An 18,929-nucleotide genomic window follows, 5' to 3' on the forward strand; every position below is an offset into this window, starting at 1 on the left:
GGTAAAACTATTTTTTTCAAAATGGCGGTTTTGACTGACCTTTTTGGCATCGTTACGCACTGTTCACGGCTTGCAATGCTGCAAAATAGCGGTTCTCGGCCTATTCTCTTTCCAAAAGGAGAAATCACATGGGACTTCTGGTCGATGGCAAGTGGCACGATGTCTGGTACGACACCGAGAGCACGAAAGGCCGCTTTGAACGTTCAAAATCGCAATTCCGCAACTGGGCGACCGCAGACGGCAGCGCCGGCCCGAGCGGCGAAGGCGGCTTCAAGGCAGAACCGGGGCGCTATCATCTCTACGTTTCCTATGCCTGTCCGTGGGCCCATCGCACGTTGATCTTTCGCGCGCTGAAGGGACTGGAAGACGTCATTTCTGTCTCGGTGGTGGACTATCTGATGGCGGAAGAAGGCTGGACCTTCACCGGCACGACCGGCAGCACCGGCGATGCGCTCTACGGTTCGAAGCGGCTGTATGAAATCTATACCCGCGCCGATCCGAACTATTCCGGTCGCGTCACCGTGCCAGTTCTGTGGGACAAAGAGCGCCAGACGATTGTTTCCAACGAATCGTCGGAAATCATTCGCATGCTCAACACTGCCTTCAACGATTTCGGCAATGCCTCGCTCGATTTCTATCCGGAAGCACTGCGCGGCGAGATCGATGCGCTCAACGATTTCATCTATCCCAATATCAACAATGGGGTTTATCGCGCCGGCTTCGCCACCACACAGGAAGCTTACGAAGAAGCGTTCGGGCAATTGTTCGCAGCGCTTGATTCGCTTGAGGATCGCCTTTCGCGGCAGCGCTATCTGACCGGCGACCGCCTGACAGAAGCCGATTGGCGGCTGTTCACGACACTGTTGCGCTTCGATCCGGTCTATGTCGGCCATTTCAAGTGCAATCTGCGCCGTATCGCCGATTACCCGAACCTTTGGAATTACACGCGTGAGCTCTATCAGGTGCCGGGCGTGGCCGCGACTGTGAACATGGAGCACATCAAGGGCCATTACTATCGCAGCCACAAGACGATCAACCCGACCGGCGTTGTACCGCTTGGACCGGAAATCGACTTCTCTGCACCACATGACCGGGACCGGTTCCCGAAAGCCTGACCGGACCAACTGCGTTCTTCCTGCAACACTGTTGTTAGAACATCAGCACTCTCTCAAATCTCTTGCGCCCCTTTGATTTCGATCAATGGGGCGTTTCGTTGCGCGGTCCAGATTGCACGCATCACTACCCCCAAGGCGAACAAGACTGACCACGACTTAAGGAGAGAGAAGATGAACCGCTTCACGATGGGATTGCTGACTGCAACCGCGCTGAGCTTTGCCGCACCGGCAGCATTTGCTGCGGACGCCATCGTAGCCCAGCCTGCATCGGAAATTCAGGCCGTACCGGAAGCCCTGTCACCATGGCAGATCCGCGTGCGCGCACTTGGCGTCGTTCCCCAGAATTCGGGCTATGTGAACGGCGTTTCGGGTTCGGATCTCGACTATTCGAAATCGATCACGCCTGAACTCGACATCACCTATTACTTCACCGACAATTTCGCAGCCGAACTCATTCTCGGCACGACCTATGCCAATATCAATGGCGCCGGTTCAATCGACGGATTGGGCAAGATTGGCAAGGCATGGATTCTGCCTCCAACCCTCACCCTGCAGTATCACTTCACCAATTTCGGCGCCTTCAAGCCTTATGTCGGTGCTGGCGTGAATTACACCATGTTCTACAATCAGGATGCGACCGGCGTTGAATATCTCAAAGTCAAGAATGCATTCGGCGGCGCGCTGCAGATCGGCTTCGACTACATGCTCAACGAGCATTGGGGCGTGAACTTCGACGTCAAGAAGCTGTTCCTGGAACCCAAGTTCGACGCCACTCTGGCTGGCGGCGTGGAAGTCAGCGGCAAGGCCAAGCTTAATCCATGGCTGATCGGTACGGGTATCACCTACCGCTTCTAAACCTCTACGCTCCGGTAAAGGTGCGGCATCCGCGCCTTTACCAAAGCGGAAGCGGTTCCAGATCGTGAAGCGCTTCCTGCAGACGCCGCTTGGTCGACGGCGTTGTCCCTTCTGGCAGATCGTCCAGCGGGAAGAAGCCGCATTCGGCGATTTCCCGATCCGGCGAACGCGGTGCCGTCTGTTCGAATTTCCTGCATATATAAAGCGCCACGTGATCGCGCGGCGATGCATGCGCATTCTTGTAGAGCGCAAAAAGCTGCGGCGGGCCTGTCAGAACGATATTGGCCTCCTCGCGCAACTCCTTTTCCAACGCCTGCCCGAAGGTCTCGCCGCGTTCGACACCCCCGCCCGGCAATTGCCATCCCGGCACATAGGTGTGCTTCACCAGGAAAACGGAGTTCTTCTTTTCATCAAACACAATAGCCCTGACGCCCAATGTCATCGGGCGTCGCATTAAAAAATAAGTATGAAATATGAAATGACGAAAGCGCATACCGTCTCTCCGCGAGGCACTATACCTACAGCATCAGCCCAAAAATCGGAATCGATTTTTGGATAACACGATGCGTAGATTCAATAGTTTAGAGCGACCTTTGTGCATCCTTAAGAACACACGGCGCTCTATCCAAAACAGCAATGACATCAACAAAAAGTCGCTAAACAGGTTTCGATTCTAAGAATAATACAGTAAATGGGCCTTATGTTTCGTCTGGCCCATATCTCCGATATACACCTTTCGCCTCTGCCGCGCGTGCGATATCGCGAATTGGCATCGAAGCGTATCACCGGCTATATCAACTGGCTGCGTAATCGTAAAAATGCGATGCACGGAACTGTGCTGGATAGTCTCATCGGCGACATGCAGGCGCAATCGCCTGACCACATCGCAGTGACGGGTGATCTCGTCAATCTGGCGCTCAACCTCGAAATCGATATTGCCTATGACTGGCTGTCCAAGTTGGGCAACCCGGATGATGTTTCGGTCGTTCCTGGCAATCATGATGCCTATGTTCCGGGTGCGCTCGACAAGTCCTGCCGGAAATGGGAACCGTGGATGCGCGGCGACGGCATCGACAATCACGACAATCGCCCGCAATTTCCCTATATGCGCGTGCGTGGACCTGTTGCGCTGATCGGCGTATCGTCAGCGCGTGCGACGGCCCCTTTCATGGCGAGCGGTGATTTCCGGTCTGCGCAAGGCAAGCGTCTGGCCGCAATGCTGGATGAAGCCGGTGCGCGTGGCCTCTTCCGCATCGTGATGATCCATCATCCACCGATCTATGGCGCAACGCCTGCCCATAAACGTCTTTACGGCATTCGCCGTTTCCAGAAGATTATACGCAAGCACGGTGCGGAACTGGTCATTCACGGCCATACGCATCTTATCACGCACTATGAAATCGACGGGCCGAACGGCAAGATCCCCGTTATCAGCGTGCCATCTGCAAGCCAGAATTTCGGCGGCCATAAACCCGCCGCCCGCTATAATATATTCAGCATCGATAAACGGCCTGACGGCGGCTGGTCCTGCCTGATGGAAGAGCACGGCGTTTCCGATGCAAGCGAGAAAATAACGAAGCTCAACGAACGCGTTCTTTATTGACTCCATAACAAAAACGGCGCCGAAGCGCCGTTTTCATTCATTTATGTTCGCTCATTTGTTGATGACACGGTTGGCCGCCGACACGATGGCTTCCAGTGAAGCACTGACGATATTGTCGTTGATGCCAGCGCCGAACAATTTGCCGCCCGGATGAGCCATTTCGACATAGGAGATGGCCGAAGCGTCCGACCCCTGCTGTAGCGAATGTTCGGAATAGTCGACGACCGACATCTTCACGCCGAGATATTTGGACAGCGCATCGACAAATCCGTCGATTGGGCCGGTGCCTTTACCCTCGATATTCTTGGTCACGCCATTATCGGTAATCTCGGCGGTCAGGATACGACGGCCCTTCTGCTCGGGATCCGGCATGGTGTGATGATCGACGAACTTGATGCGGGCATCCGGCTGCGTCACATAGAGTTGCTGGAACTCCTCGTGAATGCGCTTCGACGGCAGTTCCTTGCCTTCTTCATCGGTGATGTTCTGGATAATCTCACGGAACTCGACCTGGAGGTTGCGCGGCAGGTTCAAACCGTAATCCGCCTGCAGGATATAGGCGATACCGCCCTTGCCGGACTGCGAATTGATGCGGATGATCGCTTCGTAGGAGCGGCCGACATCCTGCGGATCAATTGGGAGATAGGGCACTTCCCAGATCGGCGAATTGGCCGAACGGCGTGCCTTCATGCCCTTGTTGATCGCGTCCTGATGCGAGCCGGAGAAAGCCGTATAGACCAGTTCGCCAACATAAGGGTGGCGCTCGGCAATCTTCAACTGGTTCGAATATTCATAGACTTCCTTCATCCGGTTGATGTCGGTGCAGTCCAGTTCAGGATCCACGCCCTGCGTGTACATGTTGAGCGCCAGCGTCACCACATCGACATTGCCGGTGCGTTCGCCATTGCCGAACAGCGTGCCTTCAACGCGGTCAGCCCCCGCCATCAGGCCCAGTTCGGTAGCGGCAATACCTGTACCGCGGTCGTTATGCGGATGCAGCGAGATAATCAGGTTCTCTCGATTGTCGAGATTGCGGCACATCCATTCGATCTGGTCGGCATAGATGTTCGGCGTGTTCATCTCGACCGTCGAGGGCAGATTGACGATCAGCTTGTTGTCTGCGGTCGGCTTCACGATCTCGATCACCGCATTGCAGATTTCCAGCGCCACATCCATTTCGGTGCCGGTAAAGCTTTCCGGCGAATACTGAAAGCGATAGCCGCCGCCCGCCTTTGCCGCCATATCCATAATCATCTTGGCGGCGTCGGTTGCGATCTGCTTGATGCCGCCGACATCCTTGGCGAAAACCACGCGGCGCTGCAATTCACTGGTGGAATTGTAGAAATGGATGATCGGCGACTTCGCACCTTCCAGTGCTTCGAACGTGCGCGTGATCAGTTCGGGGCGGCACTGGACCAGAACCTGCAGGTCCACTTCGTCGGGAACATCGCCCTGCTCGATAGCCCAACGGCAGAAGTCGAAATCCGTCTGAGAAGCGGATGGAAAACCGATCTCGATTTCCGGAAAACCCATATCGACCAGCAGGCGGAACATGCGTTCCTTGCGATCATGCCCCATGGGGTCGATCAGGGCCTGGTTGCCGTCACGCAGATCGACCGAACACCAGATCGGTGCCTTTTCGATACGCTTGGACGGCCAGGTACGGTCATCGAGCTGCGGGACAGGGAAAGGCGAATATTTGCTGCCTGCAATAGGCATGCCTTTGCGCTCGAAGGTGGATTTCGATTGCGGCGTGGCGACGGACTGATTCATTTTCGTTTCCTCCCGGCTTTCGACGGCATTATAGCCCGTCAAGCACGGATACTACTGATCGATTATAAGGGTTTTTTGAAAAGGAGCACAGGCCAGCGGGACCGTTTTCGACCGCCGGACGCTCCTTCAGCGAGCCCGGCGATCGCCGCTAAGGCCGAGGGTAAGAAGCGAGTTTAGAACGCAAACATCAACGCGCGCGCCGAAGGCGGCTGCGGAATGTTCCAGGGATGTTGCGTTTTTGATCGTCATGGCAAAAGCTTTTACACGCGAGATTTGTACTGTGCAAGACAGTATTTCATTCAGTGTCTGGTTCAAAAAGCGGCAGGCTGCGGCGAAAATGGTGATTTCGAGAACCGGAGCGGAGTGTACTTGAACGTACATGAGCACCGGAAGCGCAGAAATTGTCATTTGCAGCCCGGCATGGCGACTTTTGGATCAGACACTCAGGCAAACGGTACTGCGCTCGTCCCCGGAGGCAACTTTGCCTCGTCTTCCGGCTCGACATGGATCACCACCCGCGCGCTATCAATCTGCTTCTTCAAAGCGTCTTCGATACGGTCGCAGATCACATGGGCATCGCCGACACTCATATCCGCCGCAACGACTAGGTGAAACTCGATGAAGGTAACACGGCCCGCAATACGGGTCTTCAGATCATGAACCTCGATGGCGCCACCCGCATTGGCCGAAATGACATCGCGAATGCGCATTTCCTCGGTCGGCTCGACGCCGATATCCATCAATCCCTGCACCGAGGAATTGATGACATGCCAGCCCTGCCAGAGAATGTTGATCGCCACCAGAATGGCGAGCAGCGGATCAAGTATGGCCCAGCCGGTCACGACAGCACCGACGAGACCGACCAGAACACCTACAGAGGTGAACACATCGGTCATGATATGTTTTCCGTCGGCTTCAAGCGCAGGTGAGCGAGACTTGCGCCCGGTGCGAATCAACAATGTCGCCCACACGCCGTTTATGACAGCGGCTGCCGTGTTGATACCGAGACCCAGCCAGGGTTCATCGAGCATTCGCGGTGTTTGGAGCGCAAACCACGCCTCGCGGAAGATCAAAAGTGCGGCGACCGTAATCAGAACGCCTTCCACGACAGCCGAAATATACTCGGCCTTATGATGCCCGAAGGGATGGTTGTCGTCGGCGGGCAGATAGCTGACCCGGATGGCCCACCACGCGCCGATTGCCGCGATCACATTGACGATCGATTCCAGCGCGTCCGAATAAAGGGCCACGGAGCCGGTCAGTGCATAGGCCAGATATTTCAGACCCATCACACCGAAAGCAATCGGAATAGACCAAGCGGCAAGCCGCCGAACCTTTGCACTCGCGTCCATGATGAACCTTTGAATATTTTTGATTTTGTCCCGAAACCGGGACGGGCCTACGCACAGCCCTTCATTCATTTGCTGGCTCGCAGGACGCATCCAAAACGCATCTGGCCTATGCAGCAACAATTCACCGCCGTTCTATACCCCAGAAAAGCGAAACTTCGTACCCCTGTTTTTCAGTTCTCGCATTTAATTTTCTCCTGCAAATGCAAGGCATTACAGTTGCAAATGAGTTGCCAAAGCAGGCAATGGGTAGGCAATAGAAAAGCACCGTCAGAGCATAAAAAAACCAGCCGCAGCATATGGCTGCGGCTGGTTTCAAATCAGTGCGAGATGCGCTCGATCAGTAGTTGCTGCGGCGCGCCTTATGCTTACCTGCCAGATGCGTCACCACATTTTCTATCATGCGCATACCGGCATTATGGCCGAGCGTCATGATGGATTCCGGATGGAACTGAACGGCGGCCACCGGCTCTTTTTTATGCTCGAAAGCCATGATGACACCATCTTCGGTCTCTGCCGTCACCAGAAAATCGTCCGGCAGACGTTCCGGATCGGCGAAGATCGAATGATAGCGCCCGACCGTCACTTCCTTTGGCAGACCGGAGAATATCCGTTCCGGCTTCGACACGCGAATGCGCGACGGCTTGCCGTGCATAGGAATGCGCAACTGGCGCAGCGTGCCGCCATAAGCTTCGGCCAGCGCCTGCAATCCAAGACAGACACCGAAGATCGGCAGTTCACGCTTGCGCGCCTTGTCGATGGTCGCCTTGCAATCGAAATCCTGCGGCGTGCCCGGTCCAGGTGACAGGACCACGAGGTCAGGCTTGACCCTGTCGAACACGTCGTCGGCAACCGGAGAACGCACGGTCGAAACCGTGGCACCGGTCTGGCGGAAATAATTGGCGAGCGTGTGCACGAAGGAATCTTCGTGATCCACGAGCAGGATCGAAACCCCCTCGCCCACCTTTGCCGCGACCCGCTCTTCGGCGATATGATTGCTCTTCTGTGCTTCGCGCACAGCCGCAATCATTGCCGATGCTTTCAATTCGGTTTCGGCTTCTTCTTCATCCGGGTTGGAATCGAACAGCAACGTTGCACCGGCGCGGATTTCAGCCACGCCATCCTTCACGCGGATCGTGCGCAGCGTGAGGCCGGTATTCATGTCACCATTGAAGTGCATCATGCCGATGGCGCCACCATACCATGCGCGCGGGCTGCGTTCGTTTTCCTCAAGGAACCGCATCGCCCACAGCTTCGGCGCACCGGTTACCGTCACAGCCCATGCATGGCTGAGGAAACCGTCGAAAGCATCCATACCGTCACGCAGACGGCCTTCAATATGGTCGACCGTGTGGATCAGGCGCGAATACATTTCGATCTGGCGGCGACCGATGACGCGCACCGAACCCGGCTCGCAAACGCGGCTCTTGTCGTTGCGATCCACATCCGAACACATGGTCAGCTCGGATTCGTCCTTCTTGGAATTGAGCAGTTTCAGAATCTGTTCCGAATCCGAAATCGCATCTTCGCCGCGCTTGATCGTGCCGGAGATGGGGCAGGTTTCGATACGCCGCCCGTTGACCCGCACGAACATTTCCGGAGATGCGCCGACCAGATATTCGTTGTCACCCAGATTGATGAAGAACGAATAGGGCGACGGATTGATCGTCTTCAACCGGCGGAAAATCTCGGACGGCGGTGTGTGGCAGCGTTCATAGAAAGTCTGGCCCGGAACCACTTCGAAGAGGTCGCCGCGCTTGAAGCTTTCCTTGGCGCGCTCGACGAGCTTGGCATATTCGCCCGGATTGTGATCGCCACGCGCGAGCTTGGCTTCCGAAGGCTTGAATGCCTGTGCGGGCGTTGACCGTGCAAGACCATGCGTGGAAGACCCGCCACAGGTAAATTCATAACGGTCCACCCAGGCACGTGCCGCATAATGGTCTGCCACGAAGATTTCATCGGGAATGAATAGCACCAGATCGCGCTGATCGTCGGGGCGCTTCAGCTTGTACTGAACCGGATCGAACTGGAACGCCAGATCGTAACCGAAGGCACCGTAAAGACCGAGATTGGCGTCTTCCTCGGAAAAGAACAGGCCGACAATGGCCCGCAGAACCGTGAAAACCGAAGGCATGCGCGAGCGCTCTTCCTCGGTGAAGGTTCCGCTGGGCTCGGCAATGGTCAGCTCGATGCGGTTTTCCTCGGCCTTGTCGACCGTTACTTCGGCAAGAGCCTTCACCGTATCCAGGATAGGCCGCAGAAGAATGATGCCACGAGCATTCAGTGCTTCGATGCGCATGGTGCGGGCGCGCGACGTAATGGCCACAGGAGGATCGACGATAGCCGTGTCCCATCGCGTGTAGCGGCCCGGATATTCGTAATTTGACGAAAACACCGCACCGCGCCTTTCGTTGAGCGCATCGATATAGGTTTCGATCGCACCCTTATAGGCTGTGAGGTGGCGCACGCGCTCGACGACAATGCCGCCTGCCGTCTCGTGCTGGAATATCTCGCTATCCGCAATCTTCGCATTCATGATCGGCTATCCCAAATTTAACTGTTTCCGAATACTTCCAGAACCCGGTTTTCCCCGCCGGTCTTATTCAAACAGCCAAACAAAAAGGCCGCCCGGATAATCCCAGCGGCCTGTTTCCTAAACGCAAATGCACAAACGCCTGCGTGGCCGCTTTTAGCGGGCCCACCACCAACCGTTGATGACGATATTGCGCGAAATGTTCATGGACGTACTGTTAGCGTTCAATGTGTTCGCTTGCAACCGGAAAATTAAACCGCCGAAATGCGCGGTGCAGACCATCTCAGGAAAGAGATTCGATCAATCTCGCAAAGAAAATCCGGACAGTTTGGGGCTGTCCGGATTTCCTCAGAACCGGGATGGACGAAACGGAAGGAATGGGACGATTCCTCCAGCTTCAGGCACCCCCTTCACCCCATGCCAAAATTTACAGGTGTAATATAACTTTCAGTATGCACAGTATCCTTACCATAGGTTGCGCATATTTTGCAACCTATGATTGTTATTTGCATTTATGCTGATGTTTAAGCGGCATTCATCGAAACAGTTCGACAATTTGTAGGACCACCCAACAAGTTTCGTCTTGCGTCAGGGGCCGATTTCGGATTGATTTCCGTGGCAACTCAAACACATATGCAAAAATCAAGAACAGAGCCGTCACATATAAACGGCCATTGGGGACAACTGATGAAGAATCTCGATGCGATGGACAGGAGTATTTTGCGCGCCCTTCAGGAGAATGGACGCCTGACCAACACTGAACTGGCCGATCGCATAAATCTCTCGCAGACAGCGACCGCCGAACGCGTCAAACGACTGACCCGTGAAGGGTATATTCTCGGCTATTCGGCAAGGCTTTCACCCAAGATGCTCGACCGCGCCATGCTGGTCTTCATCGAGATCAAACTGGACCGCACCACGCCGGAAGTCTTCGAGACCTTCTCGACCTTCACCCGCAGCAATCCCGACATTCTGGAATGCCACATGGTTGCGGGCGGCTTCGATTATCTCGTCAAAGCCCGTGTATCCGATATGGATCACTACCGGCGCTTCCTTTCGGAGGCGCTTCTTTCTCTGCCTGGCGTGCGAGAATCGCACACCTATGCCGTGATGGAGGAAGTGAAGGAAACCGCCTATATCGCGGTATAGTCCCGGTCAACAGGGCACGAGCGTTACCTGAAGGCATCGTTGCTGTCAGCAGAATGGCAGCAACGAACTCCCTGTTTTTCACTTCGATCTTGCTATCGGTCATTTGCGGGTATATACCCGCAATATGTCACATCCGTGTTTCTGTATCCTTCTGCGTCAGGCAGCCCGCAAGACATCGAGCGTCTATGACAACGCTCTGGCGCCGCTTGGCATCAACGTTGCCCAGTTCAGTACACTGCGAAAAATCCGCCGTGCAGGCTCCATTTCGCTGACGGAACTTGCACATCTGTCCGAGTTGGATCGTTCGACCATGGGCCGCAATGTGAAGGTTCTGCAGCGCATGGGCCTGATCGAGCCTGCGACCAGCGACGACCACCGCGAGACCAGCGTAACGCTGACCGCTGAAGGTCGCGACCTCGTGGAGCGCGGCGGTCCGCTCTGGGATCAGGCGCAGGAGGAGATTGAAGCCAGACTGGGAGAGGACGGCGTAGAGCAATTGCAAAGCCTTCTTCGCAGTCTCGATTGATCGGGCACCGAACGCCCTTTGACTGAAAACAATGACCTGAAGCCACGCGCCCGTTATGGAGCGCACGGTTTCGCCATCAGCCCATGGCTGGCCAATAGCCAGCTTGAAACCAGCTTGAACCCGAAAGCGCCAAAGATGATTTCTGCCCGCCTTGCCAGCTTTCTCGCCCAGAGAAACATCCATTACGGATGGGTCGTCGCCGCCATCACCTTCCTGACCATGCTGGCCACGGCTGCCGCCATGGGATCGGCGGGCATTCTGATCGAACCGCTCCAGCGTGAATTCGGCTGGACGAATGCGAATATCTCCTTCGCAATGGCGCTCCGCCTTGTGCTTTTCGGCCTGATGGGTCCGTTTGCCGCTGCCTTCATGAACCAGTTCGGCCTGCGCCGCGTGGTTGCAGCCGCTCTCGTCATGATTTCGCTGGGGCTTGTCGGTTCCATTTTCATGACCGAAGAATGGCAGATGGTTGCGCTCTGGGGCGTCGTGATCGGCCTTGGCACCGGCATGACGGCACTCGTGCTCGGCGCAACCGTCGCAGCACGCTGGTTCGAAAAGCGGCGCGGCCTCGTCGTCGGCCTGATGACAGCCAGCAACGCTACCGGCCAGCTCGTCTTCATGCCGATCCTTGCCAGCGTCAGCCAGACGATTGGCTGGCGCACATCGCTCACCATCGTTGTTTGCTTCCTCGTTGCCGCGCTTGTGCTGGTTCTCGCTTTGATGCGCGATCATCCGGCGGATATCGGCTTGAAGCCTTATGGCCGCACTGCACCGCTTCCGACACCCGAGCCCCGGAAGAGCTTCGGCGCCATGCTGGCCTCACCGCTCGTCACCCTGCGCGAAGCGTCTTCAACCGCCACTTTCTGGGTCCTGTTTCTGACCTTCTTCGTCTGCGGCTTTTCCACCAACGGCCTGATCCAGACGCATTGGATCACGCTCTGCGGCGATTTTGGCATCGCACCAGTCGGTGCGGCAGGCATCCTTGCCGTGATCGGCGCATTCGACCTGATCGGCACGATCATGTCCGGCTGGCTTTCCGACCGGTTCGACAATCGCTGGCTCCTGTTCTGGTTCTATGCGCTGCGCGGCCTGTCGCTGATCTACCTGACCTTCACTGACTTCACCGTCTACGAACTGGCATTGTTCGCCGTCTTTTACGGGCTGGACTGGGTGGCGACCGTGCCGCCAACCGTCAAGCTCGCCGCCGAGCGTTTCGGCCCGGAAAAAGCCGGTCTGGTCTTCGGTTGGGTCTTTACCGGCCATCAGATCGGTGCCGCGGCCGCAGCAGCCTTCGCCGGCTTCGTCCGCACGGATTATGACAGCTATACCCCTGCCCTGATCCTCGCCGGTGCCATGTGCTTTGCCGCTGCGGCCATGGTATTCATCATCAACCGCCCTGCTGCGAGGCCAGTGCTGCAGGCTTCATGATGCGACAGACTTCTTTCCCTTCCTGTTCAGTGCCAGCACACCGACGCTGATCAGGAAGGCGGCGAGCGTGTCGGTCCAGCCCGGCACCTCACCCAGCAGGACAAGCGCCAGAACCAGAGTGATGACAGGGATCAGTGCCGACAGCGCTGCCCCTGCCGCCGTTCCCAGCAGCACAACGGCACGGTTGAAGGCAAAGACGCCAAAGGCCGAAGTAAGTACGCCCTGATAGAAACCTTGCAGGGCAATATCGCCCCAGGACGTTGCGCCAAGCCCTTTGGGCAGAAAGATCATGTAGATCGGCAGATAGACGATTGCCGAGGTGACAGCTGCGATGGCGGTCGCGTGCAGCCCGTCCATTCCCTTCCTGCGAAACACCATGACATAGATCGCCCACACCAGTGCCGCGATGAAAAAGAAAAGGTGTCCGAGCATTTCCGGTCCGCCCAGTTGCGACAGACCGGCGATCAGCATGGCGCCGATCAGGATCAGCACGACCCCGGACCAGCGCGACGGCGCAAGACGTTCCTTGAGAAGCGCCATACCCAGAACGGCAACCATTGCTGTCATCAGCCCCGGAATGAGCGCCGCTGCATGGGATGCCGGAGCATATTGCAGACCACAGGTGGTCAGCAGCGCATAGGGAACACCTGCTCCGGAAACCAGAAGCACAAAGCCGAGCGGACCGAGCTTGCGAAAGCCAAACCCTTTCATCAGAACCACCGGCAACAGCACCAGCCCCGCCACGCCGAAACGCAACGCAATGATGTCGAAAGGCGTCAGTGCGGTCTTGAACCCGAAACGGGTCAGGACGAACGAACCGGACCACACGAGAACCCCGGACAGCCCCCAGGCCAGACCGCGTATGGTGTCGGAAGTCGAACTTGTCGGGGTGGTTTCGGTAATTGCCGTCATGGTCACTCGCTGCAGGATGAGGGAAGAGCGCAGACTATTGCACCCCGGGCATGCGCGAGCGCCACGGATAAGCAAGATATGAGATATTAGAGTTTCTTATGCCGCCCGGCTTCTGGCATCCACTGCCATATCGCAGAACCGTTCGACCAGATGCCGGACCGGACTGTCGGCCCGAAAAACAATATAGACCGTGCGAAACGTCGGCGGATCGAGGCGGCGCGCCCGCAATCCATGCAGATCGGCGCGCGGCAGGCTGATTTCTGACAGAAGCGTCGTGCCGATGCCATGCCGCACCATTTCCAGCACCGTGGCAACGTCGCGGGTGCGCACCTGCTCGCTGCGCGTCTCGCCCTCACCATGAATAATCCGGTCGATAATCATTTCGCAGCCTGCAGCCGCGATCAACTGGCGATCCCGCAAGTCCCCGGCAGTGATTGTGTCATTGCGCATGAAAGGGTCATCACGCCGCCCCACCACGACAAGTTCTTCCCGGCCAACTTCCCGTGCCTCAAGCTCGGGCGTCGGTAACGATGTAATGCCGAGATCGGCAATACCGTCGCGCACCCACAGGCTGACATCATCGTGCCCGCCCTCGAAAGCGCTGAATTCAATACCGGGATAAAGCTGCTGAAATGTCTTTCGCAGACCCGGCAAAACATATTCAAGCTGGCTTGGAATTGCCGCGACGCGCAGCCGTTCGGGCACACCGGAAGCACTGCATCGTGCCTGTAATTCTATCCGGTCGACTGCGGCAAGGGCGGCCTTGGCATCCGCAAGGATCGATTGTCCGAACGCCGTCAGGGCGACCCCATCACGCTTTCGCGCCAGCACATCGACCCCGAGGATTTTTTCCAGTGTTGCAATCGCCTGACTGGCCCCCGATTGCGTGAGACGCAAGCGCCGTGCCGCAGCACCGACACTGCCGGTTTCCGCGACAGCTTCAAGCAGACGTAACTGGACCAGACTGATCTTCATCGTTTTGGTTCCGGGTTTCGGTTCCGGCTCACTCTTTCATCAAGGCATCGCCCCAGTCGGCGCGACGCGCCCAACGGAACAGATCCCCGTCACGCTTGGTCAGGAGACGCTCTTCTGCACTGCCGTTATCCTTGCAGAGTTTAACTGAAACTTTGCCGCCGCCAACCCGCGTCGGCGCGATGATCCGCGCTTCCACATCACCGACCGTCTCGCGCACCGCAGCAAGATAGATAAACTTCTCATCCTCCCACGGCACTTCAGCTTCCTTGGTCAGACGATGAATACGCGAGCGCGCAACGCGGCGCGAAAAATGGCACCAGTCAGGCGCGACCAACGGGCAATCGAGCTGGTGTGGACAGGGTGCCGCAATAATTGCACCTTCAGCGATAAGCGCCCGGCGTGCATCGAGAATACGCTGCCAGCCTGCTGGTGTGCCCGGTTCCACAATCACCAGCATGTGCCGTACTGCCGCCCACAGACGCTCGATCAGTCCCAGCCGCTTTTCAGGAGCAAGCTCGTCGAGCACATAGGCAATGGTCACAAGATCGGCTTGCGGAAAATCAAGTTTTTCCCGGACCACATCCCCTGCCCGCCAGTCGAGGTCAGGCAGTCCGCTATTTTGCGAAAGATCGTTGCCCACAGCTCTGATCGCTGGGCTTGCCTCGATCATGGTAGCGGCTTGAAGCGTCGGCCAGCACTGCTTTGCCGCCCAAAGGGCTGTTCCCGGCCCCGCGCCCACATCGAGCATGGATTGCGGTGCAAAGTCAGGACAGACCTCGGCTGCACTATCCAGACTGGCGCGAACAGCCGCATAGGTCGCAGGCAGGCGCGCCGCCAGATAGGCCTTTGCCGCAAGATCGTCGGAAATATGCATTCGTCCGTCCCGCGTCTCAGCGCGGTAGCGGCGTGAAAGCAGTTCAGAGGCGCGCTTGAGGTCGGCCAATGCCACACCCTCAAGCGCGGCATCCACCGCCTGTCGCAAGGAAGCTGGCAGTTCCATTGCCGATCAGCGCTCCAGAACCTGTTTCACGTCCACCAGATTGGAACGGACACGCAGAATGTAGAAGCCCATCGTGGTCAGATGCGACGGCGTGAACCAGGCATCAGGACTACCATTGGAAACGATGAAAGGCTGCATGTCGAGCGCGGCGCGCATTTGCTTTTCCATCTCATCCCACACACCGTCGAGGTGCTTTTCGGCAAGAACGCCACGGAAATCAGAATGTGCTGCCCGCAGCAGGCCGTAATAGGCATAGAGCTGACCATAGGCGAACCAGAAGCGGTCATCCGCACGCGTATCGAACCAGCCAGCGTGGTAATTCTCGGCACGATCCTTGAGGATGGCGGAAGTGGAACCGAGGTCGCTCGCGATACGGTCGACGAACTGAATCAGGTTGTCGGCGCGGGCATCGAAGGTCGCCTGACAATTTTCAAGCCGTCCGTTGAAGGAACGCAAATCCTTGATCGCCGAACGGTAATAGCTCGGCGTCGGCGTCTTTGGACCGAACGGGCTCAGGCCGAAATACCAGGAATCTTCGGCAAACTGCAGATTGCCACGAGCCTTTTGCAGATCGCCGTCGATCTGCGATGTGCCGCGCAGACGGCCGATATTGTCGACAAGTTCAATCGCAGTACGGCGTACCGCTGCATTGATGCCGCGCTGGAACGACGCCTTGTTGTCGAGGAATGGGGTGCGATCCCAGTCCATACCAAAAAGACCGAGCTTGTAGAGCAACATGGAGGAAATCCATGCATTCTGGTTGACATTGAAGTCGGTGAGATCGGCAGCGACTTCGGCAATGGCCGAGCGGGAACATTTGCGCGCCGAGGATGGCAATTGCGCGGCCTGAACCGGCTGATTCGCAGATGCTTCATTGCCGGTCTGGTTGGCTTCGGGTGTGGCAGCAGGCTGCTCCACTGGCGCTGCGGTGGAAGGCGCTTCAGCCGGTACGACCTCCGCTTTCACCTCTTCACCGGGCGTGGTCGCATCCTGATAGCTGTACTTGGCCGGATAGTCGGGATCGAAATTCGTCCATACCTGAGTCTGCCAGATGAAATAGACGTAAAGACCGCCAAGACCGATCACGACGACCGCAACCGCGACTTTCCACAAAATTCCGAGCCGCAGGAAAAGCCGCCATAATCCGCCAAGCGGAATGGCTATCAGACGAGCAAGCGCGGCTAGGAAACGGCCCAGGAAGGAAAAAACGCCCTTTACTGCATTCCACACTGTAACAAATCCTTCCTTTTGCCCGAAACTCCGGGCTTTCCACCGCTTCTGCGTCGTCCACGGAACTATGCATCGCATGTCCCGTTCGCAAGCAGCCAAGCCTGAAAAAGCTTCAGGTTCTCAAATAGAGTGTGCTCATCTTTTCGACAACCTAGAACGGTCATCCAACTGATTTTATCCGTCATTTTCCGCTGACAGGGTTGAATCCCGAGGGCCGATCCGTAACATGGCGCCAACCCGCTACGGCCAAATGCGTGGCAATCCTGCCCGTTTCCCCTTGGCCGTCGGTTCCGGAAAATGATGAGCGACAAGCAGCTTCATGTCAGGTGCGAAACGGTTTTCCGCCAGAAACTGCGACCAACGTCGCAATCGAGAACATTTTCGCCGCTATGGTACTTGAATGGCGCAATCTTTGGTGTTTGCTAAAGCTGGAACCGGAAAAACAATCAATCCGTCAAAACGGCCCGGTAAATGGAGAGAACAATGAAGTCCGTATCGACCTATATGCTTGCGCTTGCCTTGGGTGGGCTTGCCACGGGAACGGCAATGCTAAGCGCGCCTGCAACCGGTTTCGCCGCCGAACCTGAAAGCTGTTCAACCGTCCGCTTCTCGGATGTCGGCTGGACCGACATCACCTCGACGACAGCGGTGGCGACAGAAATCCTGAAAGGTCTCGGCTACAAGACCGACATCAAGGTTCTCTCCGTACCGGTAACCTATGCGTCGCTGAGCAAAAAGGACATCGACGTCTTCCTCGGCTATTGGAACCCGTCCATGACCGCCGACCTCCAGCCTTATCTGGACAACAAGACCGTCGAGACGCTGCGCACCAATCTGACCGGCGCGAAATATACGCTCGCCGTGCCGAAATACGCCTATGACGAAGGCCTCAAGGACTTCAAGGATATCGCCACGTTCAAGGACAAGCTCGGCGGCAAGATCTACGGCATCGAGCCAGGCAATGACGGCAATCGTCTGATCCTCGACATGATCAACAAGGATGCCTTCGGCCTCAAGTCGTTCGAACTGGCGGAATCGTCCGAACAGGGAATGCTGGCGCAGGTCGCACGCAGCATCAAGAGCAAGGAACCGGTCGTGTTCCTGGCATGGGAACCGCATCCCATGAACAAGCGTTTCGAAATCGCGTACCTCACCGGTGGCGACGATTTCTTCGGTCCCAATCTCGGCGGCGCCAAGGTCGAAACCAATGTCCGCACCGGCTACACGCAGGAATGCCCGAATGTCGGCAAGTTCCTCACCAATCTGGAATTCAAGCTCGATATCGAAAACGACATCATGGGCAAGATTCTCGATGATGGCGAAGAGCCGTCGAAGGCTGCAACCAACTGGTTGAAAGCCAATCCGGGCGTACTCGACCAGTGGCTCGCCGGTGTAACCACCGTTGATGGCAAGGAAGGCCTTCCAGCCGTCAAGGCGGCACTCGGCCTTTAATCCCGACATGCTGCCGGGCTGCGACGAACGCAGCCCGGCAGTTTCAAGGATGTCCACACCCTTTCTCTTTGTTTTACGCATTATCCTAAGCGAAGCCGCATCGCACCTTTGCTGGAAATGCTCTAGCACGCAGCAGGAGACTTGATCGTTGAACTGGCTGACGGACTATAAGATCCCTGTCGGACCGACCGCCAAATCCGTGGTGGACTGGCTGACAACCCATTTGGGGCTTTTCTTCGACACTTTAGCAGCGGTCATGCAGGGCCTGATTGACGGCTTGTTGTATCTCCTACAACTGCCTCATCCCCTGCTTTTGATCGCCATCTTCGCAGTCATTGCATGGCTGATCCAGCGTCGTATCTCGGTCGTCCTGCTCACCGTTCTTGGCTTCCTTTTCATCATCAATCAGGGATATTGGGAACCGACCCTGAAAACACTGACACTCGTTTTGTCATCGTGTTTTGTCTGCATGGCAGTCGGCGTACCGCTTGGCATTGCCGCAGCCCATCGCCCGGCGCTTTACGCCGCGATGCGCCCCGTGCTCGACCTGATGCAGACCCTGCCGACATTCGTTTACCTGATCCCCGCAATTGTTTTCTTCGGCATCGGCATGGTGCCGGGCCTGCTTGCCACCGTTATCTTCGTAATACCCGCTCCCATCCGCCTCACTCAGCTCGGTATTTCCTCTACACCATCCTCACTCATCGAAGCTGGCGAAGCTTTTGGCGCATCACGCTCGCAGCTTCTCTGGAAAGTGGAACTGCCCTACGCGATGCCACAAATCCTCGCCGGTCTGACCCAGACGATCATGCTTTCACTTTCGATGGTGGTCATCGCCGCCCTCGTCGGAGCTGATGGCCTCGGTGTACCAGTCGTTCGCGGACTTAACTCCGTCAACATTTCGCTCGGTTTCGAAGCAGGTTTTATCATCGTCGTGGTTGCAATCATACTTGATCGCATCTTCCGCGCCGGGAACGAGAAATAGCATGATCCCGAAAAGTGGAAACCGGTTTTCGGATAAGATCATGC

General features: G+C 56.6%; 16 protein-coding genes. 8 read left to right on the top strand and 8 right to left on the bottom strand.

Features of this window, described 5'->3' with window-relative positions:
- Positions 1–128: 128 nt before the first annotated feature.
- Positions 129–1,115, top strand: coding sequence for a glutathione S-transferase family protein (locus tag MKS82_RS16610; RefSeq protein ID WP_109987251.1), 987 nt, complete (start codon positions 129–131; stop codon positions 1,113–1,115).
- A 171-nt stretch (positions 1,116–1,286) separates the two neighbouring features.
- Positions 1,287–1,970, top strand: coding sequence for an OmpW/AlkL family protein (locus tag MKS82_RS16615; protein WP_109987252.1), 684 nt, complete (start codon positions 1,287–1,289; stop codon positions 1,968–1,970).
- Positions 1,971–2,007: 37 nt separating this feature from the next.
- On the opposite strand, the gene MKS82_RS16620 is transcribed toward MKS82_RS16615, so the two are convergent.
- Complete coding sequence (locus tag MKS82_RS16620) at positions 2,008–2,463, bottom strand: NUDIX domain-containing protein (RefSeq protein ID WP_109987253.1); 456 nt, start codon at positions 2,461–2,463, stop codon at positions 2,008–2,010.
- A gap of 207 nt (positions 2,464–2,670) precedes the next feature.
- Between MKS82_RS16620 and MKS82_RS16625 the strand changes: the two genes are divergently transcribed.
- Positions 2,671–3,573: a metallophosphoesterase family protein gene (locus tag MKS82_RS16625; protein WP_109987366.1), complete on the top strand. Its 903-nt coding sequence runs from the start codon at positions 2,671–2,673 to the stop codon at positions 3,571–3,573.
- Positions 3,574–3,624: 51 nt separating this feature from the next.
- Here MKS82_RS16625 and leuA read toward each other — a convergent pair whose 3' ends face one another.
- The 3 genes from leuA to MKS82_RS16640 all read right to left on the bottom strand — a co-directional run bounded on the left by leuA (position 3,625) and on the right by MKS82_RS16640 (position 9,231).
- The gene (leuA, locus tag MKS82_RS16630; protein WP_109987254.1) at positions 3,625–5,346 is read right to left on the bottom strand and encodes a 2-isopropylmalate synthase; all 1,722 of its coding nucleotides are present in this window, start codon (positions 5,344–5,346) and stop codon (positions 3,625–3,627) included.
- A 443-nt stretch (positions 5,347–5,789) separates the two neighbouring features.
- Positions 5,790–6,698 (bottom strand): cation diffusion facilitator family transporter, encoded by a 909-nt coding sequence (locus MKS82_RS16635; RefSeq protein WP_109987367.1) that lies wholly within the window; start codon positions 6,696–6,698, stop codon positions 5,790–5,792.
- Positions 6,699–7,035: 337 nt separating this feature from the next.
- A complete protein-coding gene (locus MKS82_RS16640; protein ID WP_109987257.1) occupies positions 7,036–9,231 on the bottom strand; it encodes an anthranilate synthase component I in 2,196 nt (731 codons plus the stop codon).
- A 684-nt stretch (positions 9,232–9,915) separates the two neighbouring features.
- Here MKS82_RS16640 and MKS82_RS16645 point away from each other — a divergent pair.
- The 3 genes from MKS82_RS16645 to MKS82_RS16655 all read left to right on the top strand — a co-directional run bounded on the left by MKS82_RS16645 (position 9,916) and on the right by MKS82_RS16655 (position 12,331).
- Positions 9,916–10,377: an Lrp/AsnC ligand binding domain-containing protein gene (locus MKS82_RS16645; RefSeq protein ID WP_061345885.1), complete on the top strand. Its 462-nt coding sequence runs from the start codon at positions 9,916–9,918 to the stop codon at positions 10,375–10,377.
- A gap of 124 nt (positions 10,378–10,501) precedes the next feature.
- A complete protein-coding gene (locus MKS82_RS16650; protein ID WP_109987258.1) occupies positions 10,502–10,903 on the top strand; it encodes a MarR family winged helix-turn-helix transcriptional regulator in 402 nt (133 codons plus the stop codon).
- Between the two features lie 135 nt (positions 10,904–11,038).
- Positions 11,039–12,331, top strand: coding sequence for an MFS transporter (locus tag MKS82_RS16655; protein WP_109987368.1), 1,293 nt, complete (start codon positions 11,039–11,041; stop codon positions 12,329–12,331).
- Here MKS82_RS16655 and MKS82_RS16660 read toward each other — a convergent pair.
- The 4 genes from MKS82_RS16660 to MKS82_RS16675 all read right to left on the bottom strand — a co-directional run bounded on the left by MKS82_RS16660 (position 12,326) and on the right by MKS82_RS16675 (position 16,448).
- A complete protein-coding gene (locus MKS82_RS16660) occupies positions 12,326–13,243 on the bottom strand; it encodes a DMT family transporter (RefSeq protein WP_109987259.1) in 918 nt (305 codons plus the stop codon). The genes MKS82_RS16655 and MKS82_RS16660 overlap by 6 nt on opposite strands.
- Before the next feature lie 96 nt (positions 13,244–13,339).
- The gene (locus MKS82_RS16665; protein ID WP_109987260.1) at positions 13,340–14,218 is read right to left on the bottom strand and encodes a LysR family transcriptional regulator; all 879 of its coding nucleotides are present in this window, start codon (positions 14,216–14,218) and stop codon (positions 13,340–13,342) included.
- Between the two features lie 28 nt (positions 14,219–14,246).
- Positions 14,247–15,218: a small ribosomal subunit Rsm22 family protein gene (locus MKS82_RS16670; protein ID WP_109987261.1), complete on the bottom strand. Its 972-nt coding sequence runs from the start codon at positions 15,216–15,218 to the stop codon at positions 14,247–14,249.
- Between the two features lie 6 nt (positions 15,219–15,224).
- Entirely contained in the window at positions 15,225–16,448 is a 1,224-nt protein-coding gene (locus tag MKS82_RS16675) for a DUF2333 family protein (protein ID WP_109987262.1), read from the bottom strand.
- 483 nt (positions 16,449–16,931) lie between these two features.
- On the opposite strand from MKS82_RS16675, the gene MKS82_RS16680 reads away from it, so the two are divergent.
- Complete coding sequence (locus MKS82_RS16680) at positions 16,932–17,900, top strand: choline ABC transporter substrate-binding protein (RefSeq protein ID WP_109987263.1); 969 nt, start codon at positions 16,932–16,934, stop codon at positions 17,898–17,900.
- Positions 17,901–18,048: 148 nt separating this feature from the next.
- Positions 18,049–18,885, top strand: coding sequence for a choline ABC transporter permease subunit (gene choW, locus MKS82_RS16685; RefSeq protein WP_109987264.1), 837 nt, complete (start codon positions 18,049–18,051; stop codon positions 18,883–18,885).
- Positions 18,886–18,929: the final 44 nt, after the last annotated feature.

It is taken from the genome of Ochrobactrum sp. A-1 (assembly GCF_022488005.1).
Classification (GTDB): Bacteria; Pseudomonadota; Alphaproteobacteria; order Rhizobiales; family Rhizobiaceae; genus Brucella.